The sequence below is a fragment of the Candidatus Woesearchaeota archaeon genome, assembly GCA_018675335.1.
Classification (GTDB): domain Archaea; phylum Nanobdellota; class Nanobdellia; order Woesearchaeales; family UBA11576; genus JABJCP01.
Genome location: JABGYH010000007.1, coordinates 484,994 through 509,106 on the forward strand (window position 1 = coordinate 484,994; position 24,113 = coordinate 509,106).

Annotated in this window: 6 protein-coding genes; all 6 read left to right on the forward strand. The window is 28.6% G+C overall.

The window, feature by feature from the left end:
- Window positions 1-7: 7 nt before the first annotated feature.
- The 6 genes from HN587_06590 to HN587_06615 all read left to right on the forward strand — a co-directional run bounded on the left by HN587_06590 (window position 8) and on the right by HN587_06615 (window position 23,988).
- On the forward strand, window positions 8-277 hold the full coding sequence (locus tag HN587_06590) for a hypothetical protein (GenBank protein MBT7903503.1): 270 nt from the start codon (window positions 8-10) through the stop codon (window positions 275-277).
- A 145-nt stretch (window positions 278-422) separates the two neighbouring features.
- Entirely contained in the window at window positions 423-1,421 is a 999-nt protein-coding gene (locus HN587_06595; GenBank protein MBT7903504.1) for a DUF2240 family protein, read from the forward strand.
- Window positions 1,422-1,523: 102 nt separating this feature from the next.
- A complete protein-coding gene (locus HN587_06600) occupies window positions 1,524-2,135 on the forward strand; it encodes a hypothetical protein (GenBank protein ID MBT7903505.1) in 612 nt (203 codons plus the stop codon).
- A 270-nt stretch (window positions 2,136-2,405) separates the two neighbouring features.
- Window positions 2,406-2,864 (forward strand): metal-dependent hydrolase, encoded by a 459-nt coding sequence (locus tag HN587_06605; protein ID MBT7903506.1) that lies wholly within the window; start codon window positions 2,406-2,408, stop codon window positions 2,862-2,864.
- Window positions 2,865-2,992: 128 nt separating this feature from the next.
- Window positions 2,993-3,265, forward strand: a complete 273-nt coding sequence (locus HN587_06610; protein ID MBT7903507.1) for a winged helix-turn-helix transcriptional regulator — start codon at window positions 2,993-2,995, stop codon at window positions 3,263-3,265.
- Complete coding sequence (locus tag HN587_06615; GenBank protein ID MBT7903508.1) at window positions 3,262-23,988, forward strand: BspA family leucine-rich repeat surface protein; 20,727 nt, start codon at window positions 3,262-3,264, stop codon at window positions 23,986-23,988. Before HN587_06610 ends, HN587_06615 begins: the two co-directional genes overlap by 4 nt.
- The last annotated feature ends 125 nt before the right edge of the window (window positions 23,989-24,113 follow it).

Below are 24,113 nucleotides of genomic sequence, written 5' to 3' on the forward strand. Positions count from 1 at the left end.
TTTTTTTATGGTAAATCATCCAAGACAAGTTAAAGGATTTAATGGGTCATTAGATGAATTAGCTTGCGCCATAGGTAATATGACTTATGATCAAACAGCGGAGGTTATAGGAAAACTTGCAGATGATTTGAAAAGACAAGCAGATGCAGATCATGCTAGGGGAAGAGTTAAACTAGCAACTGAATTATATGCTACTGCAGAAAGATTATATTCCTCGCGCGATAGGATGAATGCTGCATGGACAATATGTATTCCTTACATGAATGATTCGAAATAAGTTTCATTTTATTTTTAAACTTTAAAAAGAAATCAACAGTTTTTTAAAGATCTATTTTTAACGTAACTATAGTGTATTGTCCTAACTCAATATTGGATAATCATAATAAATAATCATATTAAATAATAAACTCGGGTGGTAATTAATGTTTCAACTTCCTTATGAAAAAATAGTCGAATTAATACAAGAAAAGTCTGAATTAAGCCAAGCTGAAGTAGAAATGAAGATCAAAGAAAAACTAGATCAATTATCTGGTTTGATTTCAAAAGAAGGCGCCGCACACATTGTAGCAAACCAATTAGGGGTCAGCATAATGGATCAGAGTGGTGGTGCTATAAAACTTAAAAATGTTCTTTCTGGAATGAAAAATGTAGAAGCTGCAGGAAAAGTTTTAGGTGTTTATGACATAAGAGATTTTGAACGAGAAGGAAAGCCGGGAAAAGTTGGATCGTTTTTGATTGGTGACGAAACTGGAGTTTTAAGAGTAACTTGTTGGCACGCTAAAACTGAAGTTATGAAAGACCTTAGTGTTGGAGATATAGTTTCAATTAAAGGTGCGCAAGCTCGCCAAAATAATGGTAGAATAGAATTACATTCAAATGATCGTACTGAAATTATAAAAAATCCTGAAGGAGTAGTTATTGATGTTCCAACAAATATGCCTTCTCAAGATGTAACTCGAAAACATATTTCTGAACTTACTGATAATCAATTCAATGTTGAATTACTAGCAACAATTGTTCAAGTTTTTAACCCGAATTTTTTTGAAGTATGTCCTAATTGTAAAAAGAGAGTTCGTGGCAGTGAAGATAGTTTTGTATGTAATGAACATGGACAAGTATCTCCTGATTTTTCATATGTTATGAACTGCGTTTTAGATGATGGAACTGAAACCATTCGAACAGTATTTTTTCGCGATCAATTATTAAAACTTGCGAGTAAAACACATGAAGAAATATTACAATACAAAGAAGTTCCAGATAAAATGGAAGAACTCAAAAATAATTTGCTCGGTCAATTAATTAAAGTTGATGGAAGAACAAAGAAAAACGATATGTTTGATCGTGTTGAGTTTACTGCGCGAACTGTTGATCCTAACCCAAATCCTGAAGAAGAACTAAAAAAGTATACTAAAGAGGATTAATTTTTTAATAATTTTTTTCTTATTTATTTTTCTTAACTTGTCTAATATTAATCATTTTAAGCTAGAAATCTTTATTAACTTCTGTTTTTTAACTATTTTAAAATGAAAACACGAAAAAGATCTGGTTCTATCATAATTTTAGCATTATTAGTATTTACTATGTTTTTTTTAGTTGGGTGCGCATGTGACGAAAAGGAAGTAAAATACTTTGAAAAAGTACCCATAATTGAAAATAAAGCAAATATTGTGGAATCAACTGAAACTATACAAGAAGAATACTTAGATAAAGAATGCATTTCAGTTCCAAATTACGAATTAGAATTAGGCGAGCTTACTTGGCTTAATGGAGAAAAAACCGGGGATAATCAAGCAAAAAGAACAGTTACTATAACTAATCCCAATCCAAAACTAGTCACATTTTATTTTGATAAAGTTTTTTTAGCTGGGGAAGAAGAGGTTTGGAGAAGTAGTCCATCATATGAACAAAAATTACCTGCAAAGGGATCTAGAAATGTTTATTTGATTTGGAATACGGAATACTCAAAAGATAAAGATATAGTTGTAGATTTAATGAACAAAACATCAATTCCTGGAAAACAATCTTGTGAATTTGTGAAAAAAACTAAAGATGTTGAGATTTCTGTTAATACAACAGTTCCCTATACTGAAACTCACTTCGAAACTGTAATTAAGACAAAAAAAGTTTGTACATAAGTTTTAGTTGAGTTTTAAGAAAATTATTTAGATTAGTTCTTTTATTTATTTTTATTAAATTAAAATGAGGTTTAAAACAACTATGCGGAGTATTTCAATTTTTTGTGAAATTTTTAGATCGAAAACGTTTCTGCATGTGCTCAAAAATTAATTTGATTTTTGGCATCCTAAAAATCTTGGATTTTTATGAAATCAATGATATTTCGTTAAATAAAATGAACAAAAAGTTTCAAGTTATTCTCCAAGGCATAGTTTGTATATTTATCTAAAATGATGTTTAAAACACATATGTTGTTTAGTTATTTAATATGTTTAATTAGTTTAAGTATTCTTAATCCCAAAAATGTTTTTGGATTTATGATCTTATTTTTAGTCGCTGGTGCGTTTCCTGATATTGATCATCCGAAAAGTAAAATCGGAAAAAAAGTGAAAATCATTGCTTTTTTGTTTGAGCATCGAGGTTTTTTTCATTCTTTAATTGCTGCAATATTATTTTCAATTGGCGCATATTATTTATTTGGTGGAACAGAATATTCTTGGGCCATATTTTTGGGATATAGTTCGCATTTAATTTTAGATTTATTATCTCATCAAGGAATTATGCCAATTCATCCATTTTCAAAATTTAGACTTTCAGGCGTATTTAAAACAGGAGGATTTTTTGAATGGATATTATTTGTTAGTTTAATATTTTTTGATATATATTTTTCGATTAAGTATTTTTTCTGATTTTGATTTGTATTTTGTAGTTTTTTAAAAATTGATTTTTACTGAACTTTTTAGTTTCATAGTTGTTCAACTTCACAATTGTATAAACCGTAAACTTTAAAAAGAATGAAATTATTCTTTATATAAATATGAATATAAAAGAAGAGAGACTTGCAAGAGGACTTAGTGCGAACTCTCGCAGACAGATTCTAAAACTTATTTCAGACCAAGAATTAACAGTAAAAGATATTGCGCAACAAACAAACATGAGTGTATCATTAACTTCTAGACATTTAACATTACTTTATGATTTAGGTTTTTTAAATTTAAGAATAAAGCATCCAAACAAGTTCTATTCATTAAAAATTAAGGAATTAAAAGATTTATTGAAAGTTTATGATAAGGTAATTAAAAAACTATGAACTCAATTAATTTGAAACAAATTAGTGAAAGCCAAAAATTGGCAATGGTTTTAATAGTTACATTACTTATTGGTATTGGTGGAATTCTTAGTATAAATTTAAATTCAACAAATGTGGGAGTTGCGTCTGAAAATAACAATAATTTGTTTTCAGATTCAATTAATAGTTTCTTTTCTAGTAAAATGGGATTAACTGGATATTCCGTAAAAGACTCAGGAATTTTAGATGTTGGGGTTGATGATAGCAGCGAGAATGAAAATTTGTTAGAGGTTCAAGGAGAATGGACTGGTTGTCAATCAGGGCCTATATTAACTCCTGGAATTTTTACATTAACTCAAGATGATACTACTACTGAAACTTGTTTCCTTATAAGTACTGATGATTTGTGGATAGATTGTCAAGGGCACACGTTTACTAATGATCTGGGAGATTCAGGTGTTTATGTAAGTAATAGCAGGGATAATATTTCAGTTTTTAACTGTACTTTTATTAATTTTAGTTCTGGTGTAGATATTCATGGAGCGAGTATTGGCTCAAATATTTCTTATGTAAACATTTATAATTCAGTATATGGAATTAAATTAGGATCAACTTCGGGAGGAGTTACAAATAGTTATTTTATTAATAATCAAATCATAAATACAACTCAAGAAGCAATTAAATTTGATTCATTTGAAACAAATACTGGAAATTATTTTATTAATAATTATTTACAAAATTTTTCAAAAGGCTTTTTAATTGTTTCTGAGGATTCTGCAATAAATTATTTTTATAATAATCAATTAATTAATGGAACTATATTTGGATTTCAATTTGGTCAAAATACTACTTCCATATTGATAAATAATACAATATCAAATGTTTTACAACGAAGTTTAGAACTTAATAGTGATGCTGAAGTAGAATCAATTGATACTACCCTAATAAATGCAGGGTTATATGCAATAGATGATACAACAGATCCTGGCAATTATAGTTCACTGATTTATAATAATTCATTTGGTTTAATTAATTGGACAAAAGAAGATCTTACAATTGGCGCGTTTGATTTAGAAGTTGGTTCAACAATATTTTTAGAAGAGAATAATATTGGTTTGGCAGACTTACCGGGGCTATCATCTCTTGATTCTTTTGCACAAATAGAAATTAAGGGAGTTGATTTTACTGGGGATCCACAACTGGTTAAATTAGGAACTAATTGTAGCAGTCCAAATTGTAATGTAACGTCTTCTCTATCTGGACAATATGTCAAAGCAGATGTTAATGGTTTTAGTAATTACTCAATATATCAAGAAGAAACAACTCAAGAATATTTTACTTTTCAGATTAATACCAGTCATATTGCTGGAACTAATTTTTCATTTCAGGCCGACGATGCGAATTTAACAGTTTGGTGGAATGAAACAAACTACACAAATTACGTTGATTATGATGGACTAATGTGGCATAATTATTCTACTGAGGGAATTTACAATATTTCAGTAAATGGAACTGCATCAAGAATATCATTTTATGAAGGAACTGAAGATGCACTAATAGACATACTAACAAATGTATCAAATGGGGTTAGTGGAATTACTAGTGCTTATAGAATGTTTATGGATGCAGATAATTTTGGAATAACTCCATTAACTGAACCTAATTTCTTTGATGAGCTTTCTGAAAATATAACTACGTTGCAAAGCATATTTTCTTCATCGAGTTTTAATCAAGATGTTAGTAATTGGAATGTTTCTAATGTAATTACTATGTCTGAATCGTTTTCAAATTCGCCTTTTAACCAAAATATCGATAATTGGGATGTATCTAATGTTAAAGATATGAGTTTAATGTTTAATTATGCTCAAGATTTTAATCAAAATCTTAGCAACTGGAATGTTTCAAATGTTTTAGATATGCGCAACATGTTTTCAGGAGCATTTGATTTTAATGGAAATATAACTGATTGGGATGTTTCTAATGTAATTAATATGAATTCAATGTTTAATAATGCATTAAATTTTAATCAAAACATAAGTTCGTGGAATGTTTCTAATGTTACTAACATGGGATATATGTTTAGAAGTACTTATGATTTTAATCAAGATATTGGTTCTTGGGACGTCTCGAATGTTGAGCAAATGGATTTTATGTTTAATATTGTTTCTGATTTTAATCAGGATATTAGTGCTTGGAATGTTTCTAAAGTTACTAATATGAACTCTATGTTTAGACAATCAGAAAGTTTTAATCAAAACTTAAGTTCTTGGGATGTTTCAAATGTTCAAAATATGCGTAATATGTTTTATAATTCTGTTTTTGATCAGGATATAAGTTCTTGGAATGTTTCTAATGCGGTTGATATGAGTTATATGTTTTATGATTCTATTTTTGATCAGAATATTAGTTCTTGGGATGTGTCGAATGTAACTGATATGACACACATGTTTCAAAATTCAGATTTTAATCAAAATATTAGTAGTTGGAATGTATCTAATTTGATTGATATGGGTTATATGTTTTGGAATTCTCAGTTTAATCAAAGTATTGGTGAGTGGGATGTATCAAGTGTAACTAATATGAATAGTACATTTATTTATTCTCAGTTTGATCAGGATATAAGTTCTTGGAATGTTTCTAATGTGGTTGATATGAGTTACATGTTTTATGACTCTTTCTTTGATCAGGATATTGGTGCTTGGAATGTTTCTAGTGTGACAGATATGAGCGGCATGTTTGAAAGTTATCAATTATCTCGAGAAAATTATGATAGTTTGTTAAATGGTTGGGCTGAATTAACATTGACTGATTCAGTAATTTTTGGTGCAGGAAATTCACAATATTGTTTAGGTGAGACTGCTAGAAATTCAATATTAACAAATGAATCAGAATATAATTGGACAATTACTGATGGTGGAAAAAATTGTAGTGGTATAAGTTTTGATCCAACCAATAAGTTTACTTTTCAAATTAATACCAGTCATATTGCTGGAACTAATTTTTCATTTCAGGCCGACGATGCGAATTTAACAGTTTGGTGGAATGAAACAAACTACACAAATTACACAGATTATACTGGACTCATGTGGCACAATTATTCTGCAGATGGAATTTATAATATTTCAGTAAATGGAACTGCCTCAAGAATATCCTTCTTTGAAGGCGCCGAAGATGCACTAATTGATATTTTAACTAATATATCTTTAGGAGTTAGTGGAATTACAAATGCTGAAAATATGTTTCGTGATACAGTCAATTTTGGAATAACTCAATTAACCGAACCTAATTTTTTTGATGAAATTTCTGAAAATATAACTACTATGCAATATATGTTTTCGGGTTCTAAGTTTAATCAAGATATTAGTTCTTGGGATGTTTCAAATGTAACTAATATGTATGTCCTGTTTGGAAATTCTCCATTTAATCAAGATATCAGTAGTTGGAATGTTTCTAATGTTGGCACTATGGGCTATATGTTTTCAAATACTATTTTTAATCAAGATATTAGTTCTTGGGATGTTTCAAATGTGGTAGTTATGGCTAATATGTTTGCTAATTCTTTTTTTAATCAAGATATTAGTTCTTGGGATGTTTCAAATGTAACTAATATGTATGCTATGTTTGGAAATTCTCCATTCAATCAAGATATTGGTAGTTGGAATGTTTCAAATGTTATTAATTTGCAGTACATGTTTCAAGATTCGCAATTATCTAGAGAAAATTATGATAGTTTGTTAAATGGCTGGGCTGAATTAACATTAACTGATTCCGTGAATTTTGAAGCAGGAAATTCTCAATATTGTTTAGGTGAGGAATCAAGAAATGATACGTTGATTGATACTTATAATTGGGTTATTACAGATGGTGGAAAAAATTGTAGTGGGATCATAAATAATTTACCAATTATTAACGATTTGATATTAAATTCAACAAATAATTTAATTAATAACACGAATCAGAATTTAACCTCATATTGGACTGTTAGTGATGATGACGAAGATAGTGTAAAAAATATTACTGATTGGAAAGTTAATGGAACTTCTTTATTTATTGCAAATATTCCTTTTGAAGGGGGAAGTAATTTTTCATTTACTAAAGATTATTCTCCAATTGAAAATGAAATAATTGTTAACGGTGCAGATTGGATTAGTACTGGTGGTTTTGATGGGCGTGGCGCGTATGATTTTACCCAAAATACTGATGTTGTTTCAATTATGAGTTCTGCAAATAATGATTTAACTGGAAAATATGGAATAACTTTTTCTGTTTGGATATATCCTACTTCTTCGAGTGCGTGGTCTAGAATTTTTTATCGTAAGTGGAGTACAGTTGATGAAGATCCTTGGTCTGCGTACTCAATGTATTTTGATGATGCTGGAAAAATAGGATTTGCATTAACGCTGGATGACAATAATGCTTATGGAACTACAACAAGTTCTGCAATTCCTTTAAATCAGTGGTTAAATATTGTTGGACGCTACAATGGAACAAATATTTCTATATATGTAAATGGGGTTTTAAACAATACTGCACAAGGAAATGGATCATTAATTCCTTTAGGGGATCCAATAATTAATGGCAATATAGATATTGGTAAAAATACGTTTAAAACAACTCAAACTTTTTCAGGATTAATTGATGAATTTATGATATTTAATAGATCTTTAAGTGATGAACAGATTTTTGTAATTTATGAAAACAAATCTAATATTTTAGTTTCAGAAGAAACTACAACTGGAGAAAACTGGTCATTTTGTGTTACTCCAAATGATGGTATTGGTGATGGAAATCAAGTTTGTTCAAATGAAGTAGAAATATTAGGGGGTGATTGTGATTATTATATTAATAGTTGTGGTAACTTAAATAATCCCGGAAATTATTGTTTGACTGAGAACTTAACGAGTTCTGAAACTTGTTTAACATTAAATAATAATTCAATTACTCTTGATTGTCAAGGATATAATGTTACAGGAGATAATTCTGTTGATAATTCTCAAGGAATAACTTCTCCAGAAGGTAATTTTGAAAATGGAACTATACAAAATTGTGAAATTTCAGGATTTGAACAAGGTATTTATTTAAATAATTTTAATAATGTTTTAATTTTTAACAATACTGTTTTTAATAATTATTTTGGTCAATCAGGTGCGGGTATTTACCTATCAGGAGGGGTTAATGTTAGTCTTAGTGATAATAATATATATGATAATTATGAATATGGTATTTCTTTAAACCAAGTTAGCAATTCTTCAATTTTTAATAATTTAATTTATAATATTAGTGATGGTGCCTCTTGGGTTTCAAAAGGAATATATTCTGATGCTTCATTTAATTTAACTTTTTTTAATAATTTTATTAACTCAAGTTCTGATGGATTTTATGGTTCTGGAAATTATATTAATTTTTCAAACAATCAAATTTGGAATATGAATACGACTGGTGCGAAGTTAAATAATATTAATAACTCTATTTTGGAATATAATATTATGACTAATATGCGACCTGCTTCAACTTCAATTAGGATATCAAATCCAATAAATTTAAGTTTTAGATTTAATAATTTAACTAACGTATCTAGACTTCTCTCAATTGGTGAGACTTTAGAAAATCAAATTTTACTTGAATCAAATAATTTTAATTCTTATTATCTTTATACTTATAATATTAATTTAGGAAGTGTTTCGATTTTAGCAGATAATAATTATTGGAATGGATCTACTTGCGAACAAATAATGTCCATGGTTGATCACGATGATGATTCAAAATTTTTCTTAACTAATGTGTTAAATGATAGTTGGCCTCAAGGAATACCTGAAGATTGTGGGGAGTTATATTGTGGTCAATTCGTAAATGAGTCAAAAAATTTAACTGAAAATAGACAATGTGAACATGAATGGATAAAAATTGTTGAAGATAATATAACTATTGATGGTTTGAATAATTTAATTAACTATAGTCGAGGAACGAGAACATCAAATGGAATTACTGCTTTGAATGTTGTTAACATTACAGTTCAAAACTGTTCATTGTTGCGTCCTGATGGTTATCAACAAGATCAACCAGCAATTTATTTTGAAAATGTTTCTCAATCAGAAATTTTTAATAATTCATTTAATATTTTAGGTTATGAACATTATTCATATCCTGTTTATTTATACGAATCTCAATTAATTGACGTTTATGATAATTATATGAATACTGAATGTTATTATTGTTATGGGGTTTTCACAAAAAATTCTGATCAAATAACAATTCATAATAATACTGTTAATACTAGCATGTTAGATGCGCATGGATTTAAATCAGAATATTCAACTAATATTGATTATTTTTTAAATAATATTACTGCTAATGCTTATTTATCTGAAGGCTTTAGAATAGAAGATTCAGAAAATGTTTCAATAATAAATAATTTTTTTAATGCAACCAGTTATTCTAGCAATCCTGTAAATGCTCAAAGCACTATTAATTTAACTATTGAAAGCAATGAGTTTTTGACGCCGGGATCTGGAGGATTATCAATATCTGGAACGCAATATTCTCATTTTGATCATAATATTGCAAATAATAATACTATTGATGGTTTTTCTATTTGGGTAAATAAATCAGTACAAAATCATCAATTGAATAATGAATTATTAAATGATTTTGGGCAAGTAATTTGTTTGAACTGCGAAAATGTAAGTTATTATAATACTACTTTTGGAATTGATGGCCTTGGACTCTTTGGTGGAACCAATATAAGTTTAATTAATTCCTCTTTTAGTACAAGTACTTCTGGAAGTATTTTGGATTATACTTTAGCTAATTTTAATTTTTTAAATTCATCAATAAATGGTGCGGGACCTACTAATTATGGTTTGGTAATTAATTCTATAAATGCAACAATTCAAAATAGTTTAATTAATACAGCTGGATCGGGAGTTGATTCAATTCAAGTAAATTCAGAGGGTTTTGTAATTAATAATAGTGAAATTTTTTCAGGACCTTTAGCTTTAAGACTTAATAATGCAGATTTTTCTTTTGTAGATAATATTAATACTACTACTGTTTCTGGTCAAGGAATAGTTCTTGAATGGTCTGATTTTGTAATTATTAAGAATTCAAATATTAATTCAACTAGTTATTCTTTACGTAATTATTATTCAGATAATAATCTTTTTGAAAATTTAGATCTATATTCTGAGAGTAATTGTGGATTGTTTCTTTATGCAGGTGACGCGGAAAACTTAACATTAAAAGATTCAATCATTAAACATAATTCAGCCAATTCTGTTTGCAGTCAAGATAATAATATTATGGCCAGATTATTAAATACATCATTTAATCATTCAAAAAACTTTTCTTTTTCTAATAGTGATGGAGCAATATTTGTTGATTGGTATGTTCAATTTAATGTAACAAATATTACTGAAGAACAATTAGATTTAGCAGAAATACAAATTTTGAATGTTACTGGTGATTTGATTGAATCAGTTAATACTAATTCTAGCGGTCTTACAGAAATGTTAACTATTAGAGAATTTAATCAAACATCTTCAAATAAAACTATGATGACTCCTCATGATGTTACTATTGATTTAGCAGGATTTGAACAAGAAAATTTTATGTTAAATTTATCCGAAACTGAAAGTACATTACAAAACATAACTTTAATTCCTACTGGATATTATCAAGAAGTTAGTGAATGTGGAGTTTTAGATACTGAAGATATGTATTATAAATTAGTTGCAGATTTAGAATCAAATGAAACTTGTATAACTATTGCTGCAGAAGGAATAACTCTTGATTGTCAAGAACATTCAATAAATTATTCTATAAATGAAAGTTTTGGTTATGGGATAAATAATTCAGGATACACTGAAGTAAATATTAATAATTGCACTGTTAAAACGAGTAGTGGTTGGGGTGCAGGACCTGCGATATATTTTAATGGAAGTCAAGGTGGAATTCATAACAGTAATATTACTATGCCTGAAGATAATTCTGCAATTTATGTAGATTATCCAACTGTTAGTGTGAATATATCAAATAATTATATTTCTGCTGTGGGTGCTTCAGGGGAAGGAATTACCTTTGCAGGTTTTAATAGTTATATTGAAAATAATTTTATTGAGGTGGATGTTGTCGATGCAATACGTATAGTACAATATGGATTTGCCAATAAAATATTTAATAATACAATTTATTCTGAACTCGCAACACAAATTGGAATTAATATTGTTGATTCATATAATCAAGGAAATCCAAATGGATTAAATAATAATATTTCTTCTAATAAATTAACAAACTCTCAAATTTGGATTCAAAATTCAAATAATAATTTTTTAGAGGATAATAAAATTAATTCTACTGAATATAATAGTATTGGGCTAATTAACTCTTTTAATTTAAGTATTGATTCTTCCAATCTAGTTGAAGGATTTTCAGTTTATTATAATGAATCAATTGAAAATGAGATATTGTTAGAAAACGAAATTGTAAATGAAACATATGGTCAAATAATTTGTAATAATTGTTCAAATATAACTTATAACAATGTTACTTTTGGTAGTGATGGTATTACCTTTTTTAATTCTGCAAATATTTCAATTAATAATTCCCGCGGAATTTCTGGTGTGGGGTCATTAGTTTGGGCATATAATTCTAAAGATATAAATATAACTTTTAGTGTATTTAATTCATCTCAAGAAGAGGAAGATGGAATGTCTTTATTTTCTCTTAATTTATATCAATCAAATAATTCTAATATTTATGGTAATACTTTTATTGCTGACAAAACAGATACGTTTAGTCTATATTATTCATCAGTAAACGATGTTTTTGTTTCTAATAATTTGTTCGATTTGAATTCTTATAGGAGTAGAGGAATCAGTTGTGGTAGTTGCACTGGAGAACTTAGTTTTAATTATAACAATTTTTCTATTGGCGGAAATTATTCGCAAGCGTTTTATTATTTACCCTCGCATGCAGAAATTAGTCATAATAAATTTAATAGTTCTAATGTAATTGAAGATTTAAGTTATGTCTTAGATTCAAACATTTTTGATTCAACCAATTTAACAATTTATAATAATAGTTTTTATGGTTATTTGAGACTTATGAATTTGAGAGGATATTCATATAATGTTTCAAATAATTATTTTGATATGGATGATTCAGATCAATCACTTTTAACTCTTTCAACTAGTAATTCATTTTTTAATAACAATATTATGGGATGTCCTTCAAACTATTGTGTTCAATTAGTTGCTGGAACAAATAATAATTTCACAAATAATACCTTGATTGGGGATGATTCTATTGTGATCGATGATGGATCTGGAATTTTTATTGATGGTGAATTAAATACAACTGGAATATATTTTTCTGGGAGTGCTGCTGGTAATATTACAATCGCACAGTCAGTTTACTTTAATATTACCAATTCTACTTTGGACGGATTGGATAATTCTCAAGTTTTGGTTAATGATTTATTTGGTGCGGGAGTAATTAATGCAATGACTAATTCAACCGGTTTAACTGGTTATTATGTTTTGAATGAGTTTTTGGAAAATAAAACTGAAAGAATTAATTACTCTCCTCATCAAGTTAATGTAAGTTTAGCAGGTTACAATAGTAATAATTCTTTGGTAAACATTAGTGAACTTGAAGATTTTGAAATTCAAAAAACTCTTGAAATTTTTGTTGGAGGCAGTTTAGCAATTCAACAAAATGAACCTGCTGAATTTTTGTTAATTGATAATGGCGCTATTTTTAATTACAGTGTTAATATAAGTTGTCAAGATGGTCCTTGCGGGAATATAACTTTGATACTTGATCCTCAAGACTCTGAAGAAAAAGGAAATGTAACTTTGGATAGTTCAGGTGATAAGACTAAACAAATTGTTTCAATTAATAGTGTTAATCTTGAGGATAATAACTCGTTTTTATATGATGTTCAACTAAGTGGATGTTATTTGACTGAGGGACAAAGTGATGCGTACGATGGATTTTTTGATTTAAATGTTAATTATTCTGAATATGGTGGACTTCGGTTTGAAGATAATTCTTTAGAAGGTTGGGCTAATTGTGAATCACAAATAATTAGTGATTTAAATATTACTAGAAAAATTTATGTTTCAGATCAAGAAAATTGGATACGATATTTGGAGATTTTACAAAATCCAACTGAACAAGAAATTTGTGTTAATGTTTCTATAAGTGGTGATTTAGGATCTGATTCGAGTACTGTTTGTGTAAATACCTCTGATGGAGATAATGATTTTACTATTGCAGATTCTTGGTTTATTACTGATGATGAAGGTGATTTAGGTGGAGGAAGTGAGAATGATCCTACATTGGCATTTGTTTTTCAAGAAGATAATTTTGGTGTTGAAAGAATTGATTCTGCATATTGTGCTGATGGTGATGATATGCCTTATTGGCAATGGAATGATACTTGTGTTTTTCCAGGTGAAACTAAAATTTTAATGCATTATGGAGTTCAACAAACAGATAGATCTGCAGCACTTGTCGAAGTATTAGATATTCAAGAAAATTTTTTGAGTGAAATTCATACTGCGAGAATGTCTGATGCAGAACAAGAACAAATTATTAATTGGGGTTTTAGCAAAGGAGTAATTCCTAATGGTTCGGGAAATCCATTTTATACAGTTAGTGAAAATCCTCGAACAAGTATTACTGATAATTGTTTAACTAATATGCAAGCAGATGAGTCTTGTGAAATAAATTGGACAGTTCATACAAATTCATCAGGTGGGGATTATACATTTTTTGTAATTGCAGAATCAGATATTTCTGAAGTTTTGGGAGTGTTAAGTTCAAATGTTACTATTTTAGTTGATGGTGCAAATCCAGAATTAGTTTCTAAACAACCGCAGAATGATGCGATATTTGGAGACGGTCCAATTAGTCAAGATTTTAATTGCACATTTAGTGATGATGTTAATTTATCAAATATTTCTTTGTATATTACTGATGAAACTGATCAAAATTTTGTACTTAATTCCTCTCAAAATAAAATTGGGCTAGAAAATACTAGTGATTGGAATTTAGATTTAATTGATGGGAATTATACTTGGGCGTGTTTAGCAAAAGATCAATTTGGCAAACAAGCTTGGAGTCAAAATAATACTGTTGAAGTTGGTTATTCTGGTTTTTTAATCGATGAATGTATAAATATTACTCTTCCTGGAAATTATATTTTATCAAATTCAATTAATTCAATTAGTGGAAATTGCATCAATATTAATGTTTCAAATGTTAATTTAGATTGTCTAGAAAATACTATTAGTAGTTCAAATATGAACAATGGAATTAATGTCGAAGATGCAGATAATATTTCTATTACGGGATGTTCTTTTGAAAATTTAAGTCGAGGAATTAATATTGTTGGAAACTATGGGATTTATTTAAACAACCTAAATATAAATAGAAATCAAGTTACTTCAAATAACGTATCTTATGGAATTTACTTATATTATATTAACAATAGCATTATACAAAATAATTTATTTGAATCATTACCGTATGCTATTTATGGAGATTATTCCGATAATCTATTAGTTCAAAATAATAATTTTGATTCTGGCGATAGTGTGCTTCGTATTTATTATGTGAATAATCTTTCTTTTAATCAAAATAATTTAACCAGTATATCTTCTGATGTAATAAATTTACAAGGAGTATTATTGGGGTCAGGAGATAAATTAAATATTTCTCAAAATAATTTTATTGATACTTCAAGTACATTATATTTTTCAGGAGCTTTTAATGTGAGTGCTCAACAAAACTATTGGAATTCTACTAGTTGTTCTGAAATAATTAGTAAGATTGGTTATCAAGGGGGAACTAAGTTTGAATTTGAACCTTTCTTAGATGATGTTTGGCCAGCGGGTGAAGAACAAGATTGTGGTGAAGAAATTTATTGCGGGATGATTATTGATGAGTCAATAAATTTAACACAAGATTTGAGTTGTGATTCTAATGGTCTTAATTTTGGAGGTAGTAATTTAGTTATTGATTGTAAAGGATATAAAATAAAATCAGAAAATATTTATTCATATTATACTGCAATTCGAGACTTGTATAATTCAAATAATACAATTCAAAACTGTTCTGTTGAACAATTTAGATCTGGTGTTGGAGGAGATGGAACTAATTTAACAATCAAGTATAACAATTTTACCAATCATACAAGCTTACTTTCTTATTATGGCTCCGTAAATTTATCCTACAATAATTTTTTTAATATATCTGAAACTTTTTTGCTTGTTGATGGTGAAATAATAGCTGAAAATAATTATTGGAACTCAACAGATTGTAATGAAATCTCAAATAAAATTTCACGAAATCATCTTGGATCTAACATAGTTTTTTATCCTGTATTAGATGCGCCGTGGCCAATAGGACAACCCCGAGATTGTCAATCTCCATATTGTAATGAATTTTTGAATCACTCAATAATATTAACAGAAGATTTGAACTGCTTAGTAAATGGTTTAATTATTGATAATGAGAATATAACTGTAGATTGTGCAGGACATACAATTAGATATTCTGGAGATGATTATTATTCAGATTACACTACTGGTTTGAATATTGAAAGAACTAATGCAACAATAAAAAATTGTAATGTGAGTAATTTTTATGATGGAATAAGAGGATATTTTACTGATAGAATTAATCTTTCAGATATTGAAATTTATAATTCTTCTCAGTTTGGAATCACTTTTAATAATGTTCCTTATTCTAATTTAAACAATCTTAGTTTGATAAATAATGAGCGTGCAATTGAATTTCAAGATCAACCAGATACAAATGTTACTAATTCTCTAATTTATAACACTCAACTAATGGATTATGTTAATGTGGACCTTTTAAGATTACATGGGACAAATTTGTTTTTTGAAAATATAACTATAGAAAATATATCTGCAGAATATTGTAGTTCTTTTAGTGCAATAAATGTTCGAGATATGTCACATTCAGAATTTAGAAATGTAGTTATTAAAAATATGTCAAATCCTGGAGGGTGTGACTCATATTATGAGGCAAATGGAATTTATGTTTCTTCGTATGGTTACACATATGATAATATAACTTTTGTTAATTTAGATATTCAAAACGTAAGTGATAAGTCAATTTATACTCCATATGCTGCTGAAATTAATTATGTGTTTGATACAGAAAATGGGACTATTTCTTGGCAAAATAAATCCGCTGTTGATATAAATGCAACTAGTTTTGTATTGGGAGAACAAGTATTTATTGAGGAAAATTTATTAGGTTTGGCCGACAATGAATTATTAAGTAATTTAAATTCTACTGCTCAATTAATCTTTAAAGGTTTAGGGCATCCTGCAGAACCTGAAATTTTGAAAAATGGAGTTTTATGCGGAGAAGAAGAAGGATGTAATGTAACTTATTTTAATTCACAAGAAGATATGTTAATCGTTGAAGTTGATTCATTTAGTAATTATTCAACTCAATTAAATTTAATTGATTACGAATTTAGTGTTGAAGTCGGAGAAAACGTGACAGGATCTGTTGGTGAGAATGTAAGTTATGTTGTTAATGTTACTAATGAAGGTTTAATTTCAGATAATTACACCATATATTTAGATTCAAATGAAACTGATTATGCAAATATTAATCAAACTGAATTTGACCAAGTTGGGTTTGGAGAACAAATTAGTTTTAATTTAACAACTAGGGATGATTCTCCGGGAGATTATTTGGCAGGAGTTTATGTTAGGTCAGAGGGAAATAATTCTAATGATCTGTTAATTCAATTTAATACTACTTTTGAAACGCAGGCAGGAATAATAAATGTAACCAAATTGAATCCTTTAGGGTCTGAAGAAACTGTGCAATATAATACTATTTTTAATTATTCAATTTTAGTTGGTTGTGAATTAGGGGATTGTGGGAATATTAGTTCTGAATTATTTAGGTATAACAATACTGAAATTGAAATAGTTCCTTATTGGAGTGGCAATCCATATAGATCAATAAATCCAACCCCCAAAAATTATACTAATTATTCTTGTCTTGGAAACATGACTCAAGGAGATACTTGTCAATTAGATTGGTTGGTGTTTTCTGAAGAACTTCCTGGACTAAATAGTATGGTTTATGCAAATTTGAGTTCTGATGTTTTAGGTTTTTCTAATACTATGAGTGATGAAGTAAATATTACTATGGACTATATTTCAGGAAATCTTAATCAAACAAGAATTGTTCCAATATCAAATCAATTGTTTAAATCTCCTGATGATTATATTAATTATACAATTTTAGTTGGTTGTAATGTAATTTCAGGCTGCAATGATTTAACTGTGAGTTTATATTGGTATAATAATACAGACCATGAACTTGTTCCTTATAATAGTGGGACTCCGTTTAGAGATATTATTTCTAATCCTAAAACTAAATTTACTGATGAGTGTTTAGATGATATGTTATTTGAAGAAACATGCCAATTAGAATGGGGCATAATCGTAGATTCAAATGTGCCAAATTCTGAATATGATATTTATTCAAATATCACCTCTAGTTCAGAGGGTATATTGCCAATAGTTACTGAAGAATTAAATATTACTATTGGTGAGACTACTGAAATTGAAATAAATTTAATTGAGCCACAAAATACAATTACTAATTTTACTCAAAACGAATTTAATAATTATAGTGTTAACATTAGTTGTGTGGGAAGTAATGATTGTGGTATCATAACTGCTGGAGTTTATTTTCAAAATATTTCAAATGATACTTTTGAACAAGTATTTTCATTTTATGATGTGAGTGATTTAACATCAATTGCTAGATATGATTATAGTGGAGAATCAATATTTTCGTTTAGTGAATATAATAAATCTTTAAATTCTATTTCTGAAGGAGGGGATTATGTTTATTTAGCAAGCACTGAAGATGACATTTATCAATATGATTTAGTGACTGGTGAATTAACTAATAATTGGGATGCAGTGATGGATGGTGATATTGGTTGGGCAACAGAAGTTGTTTCCGATAATCAAAGTAATTTTTATTATACTACTCTTGCTTCGGAAGTTGTAGCTAAACGAAATTCTTCAGGTGATTCTCAATGGTATTATAATTTTGATGAATCTGCATCTCAATCTATTGAAGGAATTGCATTAAGTAACGATGATAGATTATTTTTGTATTCTGAAGAAAATTTAACAATTTTGAACAATTTAGATTCGGAAACTCCGTCATTTTATGCTAATTTAACTTATGAGGGGGAAACAATTAAAGCAGTAGTTGCTGAGCATAATTCTAATAGAATGTTCTTTGTTGTTACTAAAGATGACACTACGGGTAATTTATCTTTTTATCAATATGATGATGGTGATGGAGTTACTTGGAACGGGGATGAATTAACTGGTTCGTTATCCTTTTTGCCTGCGGATTATAATATTAGTTCGGAATCTGATGCATTGCTTGGTGCTGAAATGACTGCTTGGGTGTATCCTGTTGTGCTATTTAAAAATAAAGATGATTCTTACGCATATAATCTGATATCTTTTGAATGGAATTTTGAAAATGTATTTATTAATTCTCAAATTAGACCTGGAAATGAAAGTGAATCATACTCTAATTATAATTTACGAACTGAAAAATCTGGTGATGATCCAGTCACTACTGTGAGTGCAACATCAACTGCAGGAGATGGAAAAATTTTGATTCATGATTATAATGGGAATTATATAAGTGAATATAATTATTCTCAATTACCAATAAATTTAGTTTCATTTAATTTAAATGGTCTAAATATAGCCGAATCTGCTAATGAAACAATTCCGTTTAATTTTGGAGCTTATTTTTATGTAAATACGTCAAATCCAACTCAAACAAATTTTTTATTATCGGGAGAATCTGAAATTATTAATTGGTATGTCAATGCAACTGGGCCTTTATTTTCGTCATATATCCTGCAATCCGAATCATATTTATCCGAAACTCCATTTGTTAATTCCTCTTCACAAATATTAAATATAACTATAGTTTCTGCAGGAGAGTCTAATTTTTCTGGTTTGGTCGAATTGACAAATCCAATAGTATGTAGTAATGGGTATACTTCAGGTAATGGAGATTTTAATATTTCTAATGAAACAGTAATTTGTGAAAATGGACTTTTAGAAGTTATGGGGGACATAAATATATTTGAATCGATGCAAGGTGATTCTGAATTTATCGAAGTTAATAATTTTACTTTAGATGAAATAGGCTATGTTGATTTTGTTGAAGAAAATTATATTGGGTCGGTTAATATTCCTGTTGATATAAGTTTTGTTGATCAAAATTATAGTCCTGATTGGGATAGCGGAATTGGCGAATTTAGAATAACATTTAATGAAGCAAATAAAATTGGTGTTTATTTAGATAATGTTCCTGAAAATGTAATTTATATGATTGATACTGATGGAAATTCTTCATTAGGAGTTAATTTTGGCGGGCCTATGAATGGAACTGAAGTTATTTTTGGTAATATTGGAGGGAATTATGTTGCGGGTTGTTGGAATGAAACTGCACCTATGGAACAGCCATTTACTTTTTTAGAAAGTGGAGATTACTGTGATAATTCATTTCATTCAAATATAGGTTCAAATACGACTGTGATTTATGATACTTTTGGAACTGCAGCAGAATACGTTTTTGATGTTACATCAGGATGGCATGAAGAAGAACTTCTTGTTTGGGTAGTTCAATTTAATGCTAGCGCAGGTGATAACGGTGAGATGGGATATACCTTATTTGCATCTACTAATTTATCTGGGTTTGGAGAAGTAGAATCTGGCTCTGAAGGAAATTTAATAATTAGAAATGTTACCTTAAAACCTGAAGGCTCAATTAATTCTTTTGGAAATTTATCAATTAATTATTCAATTGTAGAATTTCAAATGACTGAAAATGGAAGTAGTAATTTTAGTATTGGTAGTGGCGAGTATGATCAAGAGTATAGTGCAATTGCAAATATTTCTTTAAGTGAAATTAGAAGTAATGATTCTGAATATTATTGGGGTTTTAGAGTGTATGGTGTAGATCATGTTACTTTATTTGATAATGATTTTTCTGATTCTGGACTTGTTGGTGATCAATGGGGTTGGACTCATGATAATCGATTTGGTCAATGCTATAATTTGTCTATTGTTTCAAATATTTTTAGTAATTCTGCAGAACAAAGATCAGTTAATTTAGCAGACACAATATATGATTTAGAATTTGTTTCAAATGAAATTAAAAATTATGCTTCATTATCTATTTCAGATATTTTAGGAGAAAATACTTCAGTAGTTATTAGTTCAAATATTTTAGGGTCTTTATTTATAGAAAATTTAAATGATACTTTATTTGAAAATAATACTATTATTGGTTCGATGATTTTAGCTAATGAAGCTGAACAAAACTCTTCAAATAATACTTTTTTGAATAATAATTTTCAGGGCGGAATAATTGATAATAATTATCTTTTTGAAAATGTTTTAGTTTATAATAATTCTTATGGCGAGTTTAGAGTTGAAAGTAATAATATATCTATTGAACCTGGACCGTATAGTTTAGGTTTAGGAATGTCCGAATTATTTATTGAAAATAATAATATTACTATTGAAACAATTTTTGAATCTTGGAATGCAACACTTAAATTTTACGATCTTCCTTGGAGCGGAGGCGTAAATTTAACTCGAAATAATATTTTACAATTAGAATGTAATTATTACGAGTGTGAGTATAATAATATTACAGGCATTATGCAAGTTAATCAAACTGAACTTCCAATTGACGTTACTTATTCAACTGTTGGAAATATGGGTGTTTTTGAAGAACATACTTTCTTAGAATCATTCTTTGATGATTTTAGTCCTAATTTGAATTTATCATTTTACGAACTTGATTTAGATGAATTAGGAGTTATTTTTTCAAGCGATGATTATTTGCATGCAGAATTTGATTTAACTCAAGAAGAGTCTTCTAGTGTTGAGGTTATTACATTAAATTATGTTGAACCTTCTGTTGATTTTGAGGCTTTTGTAAATGTTAGTTTGCATCCAGAGTTAGGTTCTTTTGAAGAAGATGCTGTTTTATCAAGTGGGTTATTTGTATTTAATGAATTTAATGATGACTTGTTTTTTGGTTGTGATTTTATTTATAATTCGTCTGGTTACTATTTTATGGGTGAATCTGATATTGATGAAACTAATTTGCCAATATCTGGTGTTGCTGATTCAGGAATTCTTAGTTTATCTTTTGATTCAGTTAACAATCAATCAACCTGTAGTTATGATGGTAATGAAATTACATTCAATGCAACTGTTGGAGAAGATTATGTTTTAGCACTGGGGATGGGTCTTGATCGAGATGAAAATTGGGATAATGTTACAGGTGCAGGAAATGTTTCGATGGATGATTTAACATTTACAACCATATCTCCTGGTTTTTTAGAATCATTCTTTGATGATTTTAGTCCTAATTTGAATTTATCATTTTATAATTTAGATGTGAATGAATTAGGAGTTAATTTTTCATCTATTGATTATTTACATTCCGAATTTGATTTAACTCAAGAAACAGGTTCTATTGTCGATATTATTACTTTTGATTATTTGGAAATTGGTGAAGATTTTGATGCATCAGTATATGTTAATTTGTTTCCCGAAATAGGATCATTTACTGAGGATGCTTATTTGTTTAATGCAATTTCTGTTTTTAATGTTGAAGATGATGATTTATATTTTGGGTGTGAAGTTTCATATAATTCTTCTGGATATTATTTTAAAGGTAGGTCTGATATTGATGAAACTAATTTGCCGATAGGAGAAGTTTCTAGTTCAGGTTTAATTAATATGTCTTTTGACTCTGTTAATAACCAATCAACTTGTAGTTATGATGGTAATGAAATAATATTTAATGCAACTGTTGGAAGCGAATATATTTTAGCGTTAAATATGGGTCTTGATCGAGATTATGAATATACTAATGTCACTGGAATTGGAAATGTTTCGATGGATGATTTAACATTTAATATTGAATCTCCTGGAGAATTAGAATCATTTTTTGATAATTTTTCAGAATTTAATGAAAGTTTTTATGATGTTTCAGATGAGGATAATGCAAGTTATGAAACAACGCCTGCATTATTTATGAACGAAAGTATTGAAGATGATTCGGGAATATATGTTGATTTTTTAACTGAGGATTATGTACCTCTAAATAATTTTTCTCTTTCAATGGAGGTTAATTTAATTCCTCAAATTGGAAGTTTTGAAAATGGAACTTATTTATTGTCGTATGTTGGAGTGGTAAGCTCTGGCGAAGATGATGATTGGTATGGGTGTGAATTAAGATATAATAGTTCGGGATATTTCTTTTCAGCAGTTTCAGAACCAGATTTTATTGGCACGAGCGCGCAAATTGTGGGTGAAGGAAAAATTACTTTTACTTATAATAGTTCAGATAATTCATCCGTTTGTTTATTTGATAATACTTCAATTCAATTTAGTGCTCCATTAGTTCCATTAGAATTCAAAGTAGCAATGTCGATGGGAATTGATAATGATAATGAACAAACTTTTGGGAACGGCGAGGGTAATGTAACTATTGATAATCTAAATTATACTATAATTCATACATTTGAAAATGATGTTCCAGTTATTCCTCAAACACCAGGTGGTGGAAGTGGTGGAGGTGGAAGTGATAATCCTGTGACTCATTATGTAATTCCAACATATGACGGAGTGGATATTTCAGTAAATAGTAAAGATAAAATAACTTTGCTGTACGAAGGACAAGAGTATGATTATAAAATAAGTCAATTAACAACTTCATTATTGTTGCTTAGTAGACTTTATTCGCCTTACTTATACAATTTTGTTCCTGGTAGTGAAGTTACTATAGGTGTAAGTAATATTTTTGAAGATCAAGTTATTATAACTTACACTCAAATAGGAAAATTAGATGTGATGAATTTTAAATTGTATGCATCCCCTAAAAAACCAAATTATAATTTATTACCCCCTAAGAAAAAAGTATTTACTCCTATAATTGATGATCCTATAATCCCTGAGGAGGATACATTTATACCTGAAAAAATACTTGAAGAAATCCAAGATATGATTGAAGTTCCAGTACTAGAAGAAATGCCAAAAGAACCAATATGGGATAAAATAAAAAGTTTATTGTGGTTTGTATTATATGTATGTTTAATTTTAGGCGTGGTTGCTGGAGCAAGTTATGCAGTTCCAAAAACATATTCTTATTTGAGTTATGTGTGGCCATTAAGAAGATTTAACCCTTCAGATTTATTAAAAGGAAGACCACAACGAAAATTAGATCAAGTAAGTAATAAATTTGAATCAGTTAAACATGAAGATTCACAAATTGAAAAAATAGAACAGAATAAAGTGGAAACTTCCAAAGTAAAAAATAATAAATTAGAACAAGTAATTGAACCGGTAAAAATAATTCCTGAAGTTAAACCAATTGAAAACCCAACCCCAATTGAAGAGTCAAATTCAGTTGAGTCTGATAATCAAATTATGGGACATGTTGATTTAAATGAAATTGATAGTAAAATAAATTTAGCATTTAAAAAATCCGAAATTGATAGTTTAGATGAACATGATACTCGAATTGATACAGTTCATGATGCGTTAGAAGAAATTAATCAAGCATTGGACAAAGTCAAAAAAGAAATGAAAGATTCGAATAAGAAAGAATAAACTAGTTTAATTCTATGTTTGTAAGTTCACTGGACACTGGACAGTTGCGTGTGAGCTATTTAAATGATCAACTTAACCTATTCTTTGTTGTAAACAAGCACTCCCGATCAAAGTCCTCTTTACCC

Coding starts and splice junctions, on each gene's coding strand:
- HN587_06590 (MBT7903503.1), top strand. CDS start 8: ATGGTAAATCATCCAAGACAAGTTAAAGGATTTAATGGGTCATTAGAT.
- HN587_06610 (MBT7903507.1), top strand. CDS start 2,993: ATGAATATAAAAGAAGAGAGACTTGCAAGAGGACTTAGTGCGAACTCT.
- HN587_06605 (MBT7903506.1), top strand. CDS start 2,406: ATGATGTTTAAAACACATATGTTGTTTAGTTATTTAATATGTTTAATT.
- HN587_06600 (MBT7903505.1), top strand. CDS start 1,524: ATGAAAACACGAAAAAGATCTGGTTCTATCATAATTTTAGCATTATTA.
- HN587_06615 (MBT7903508.1), top strand. CDS start 3,262: ATGAACTCAATTAATTTGAAACAAATTAGTGAAAGCCAAAAATTGGCA.
- HN587_06595 (MBT7903504.1), top strand. CDS start 423: ATGTTTCAACTTCCTTATGAAAAAATAGTCGAATTAATACAAGAAAAG.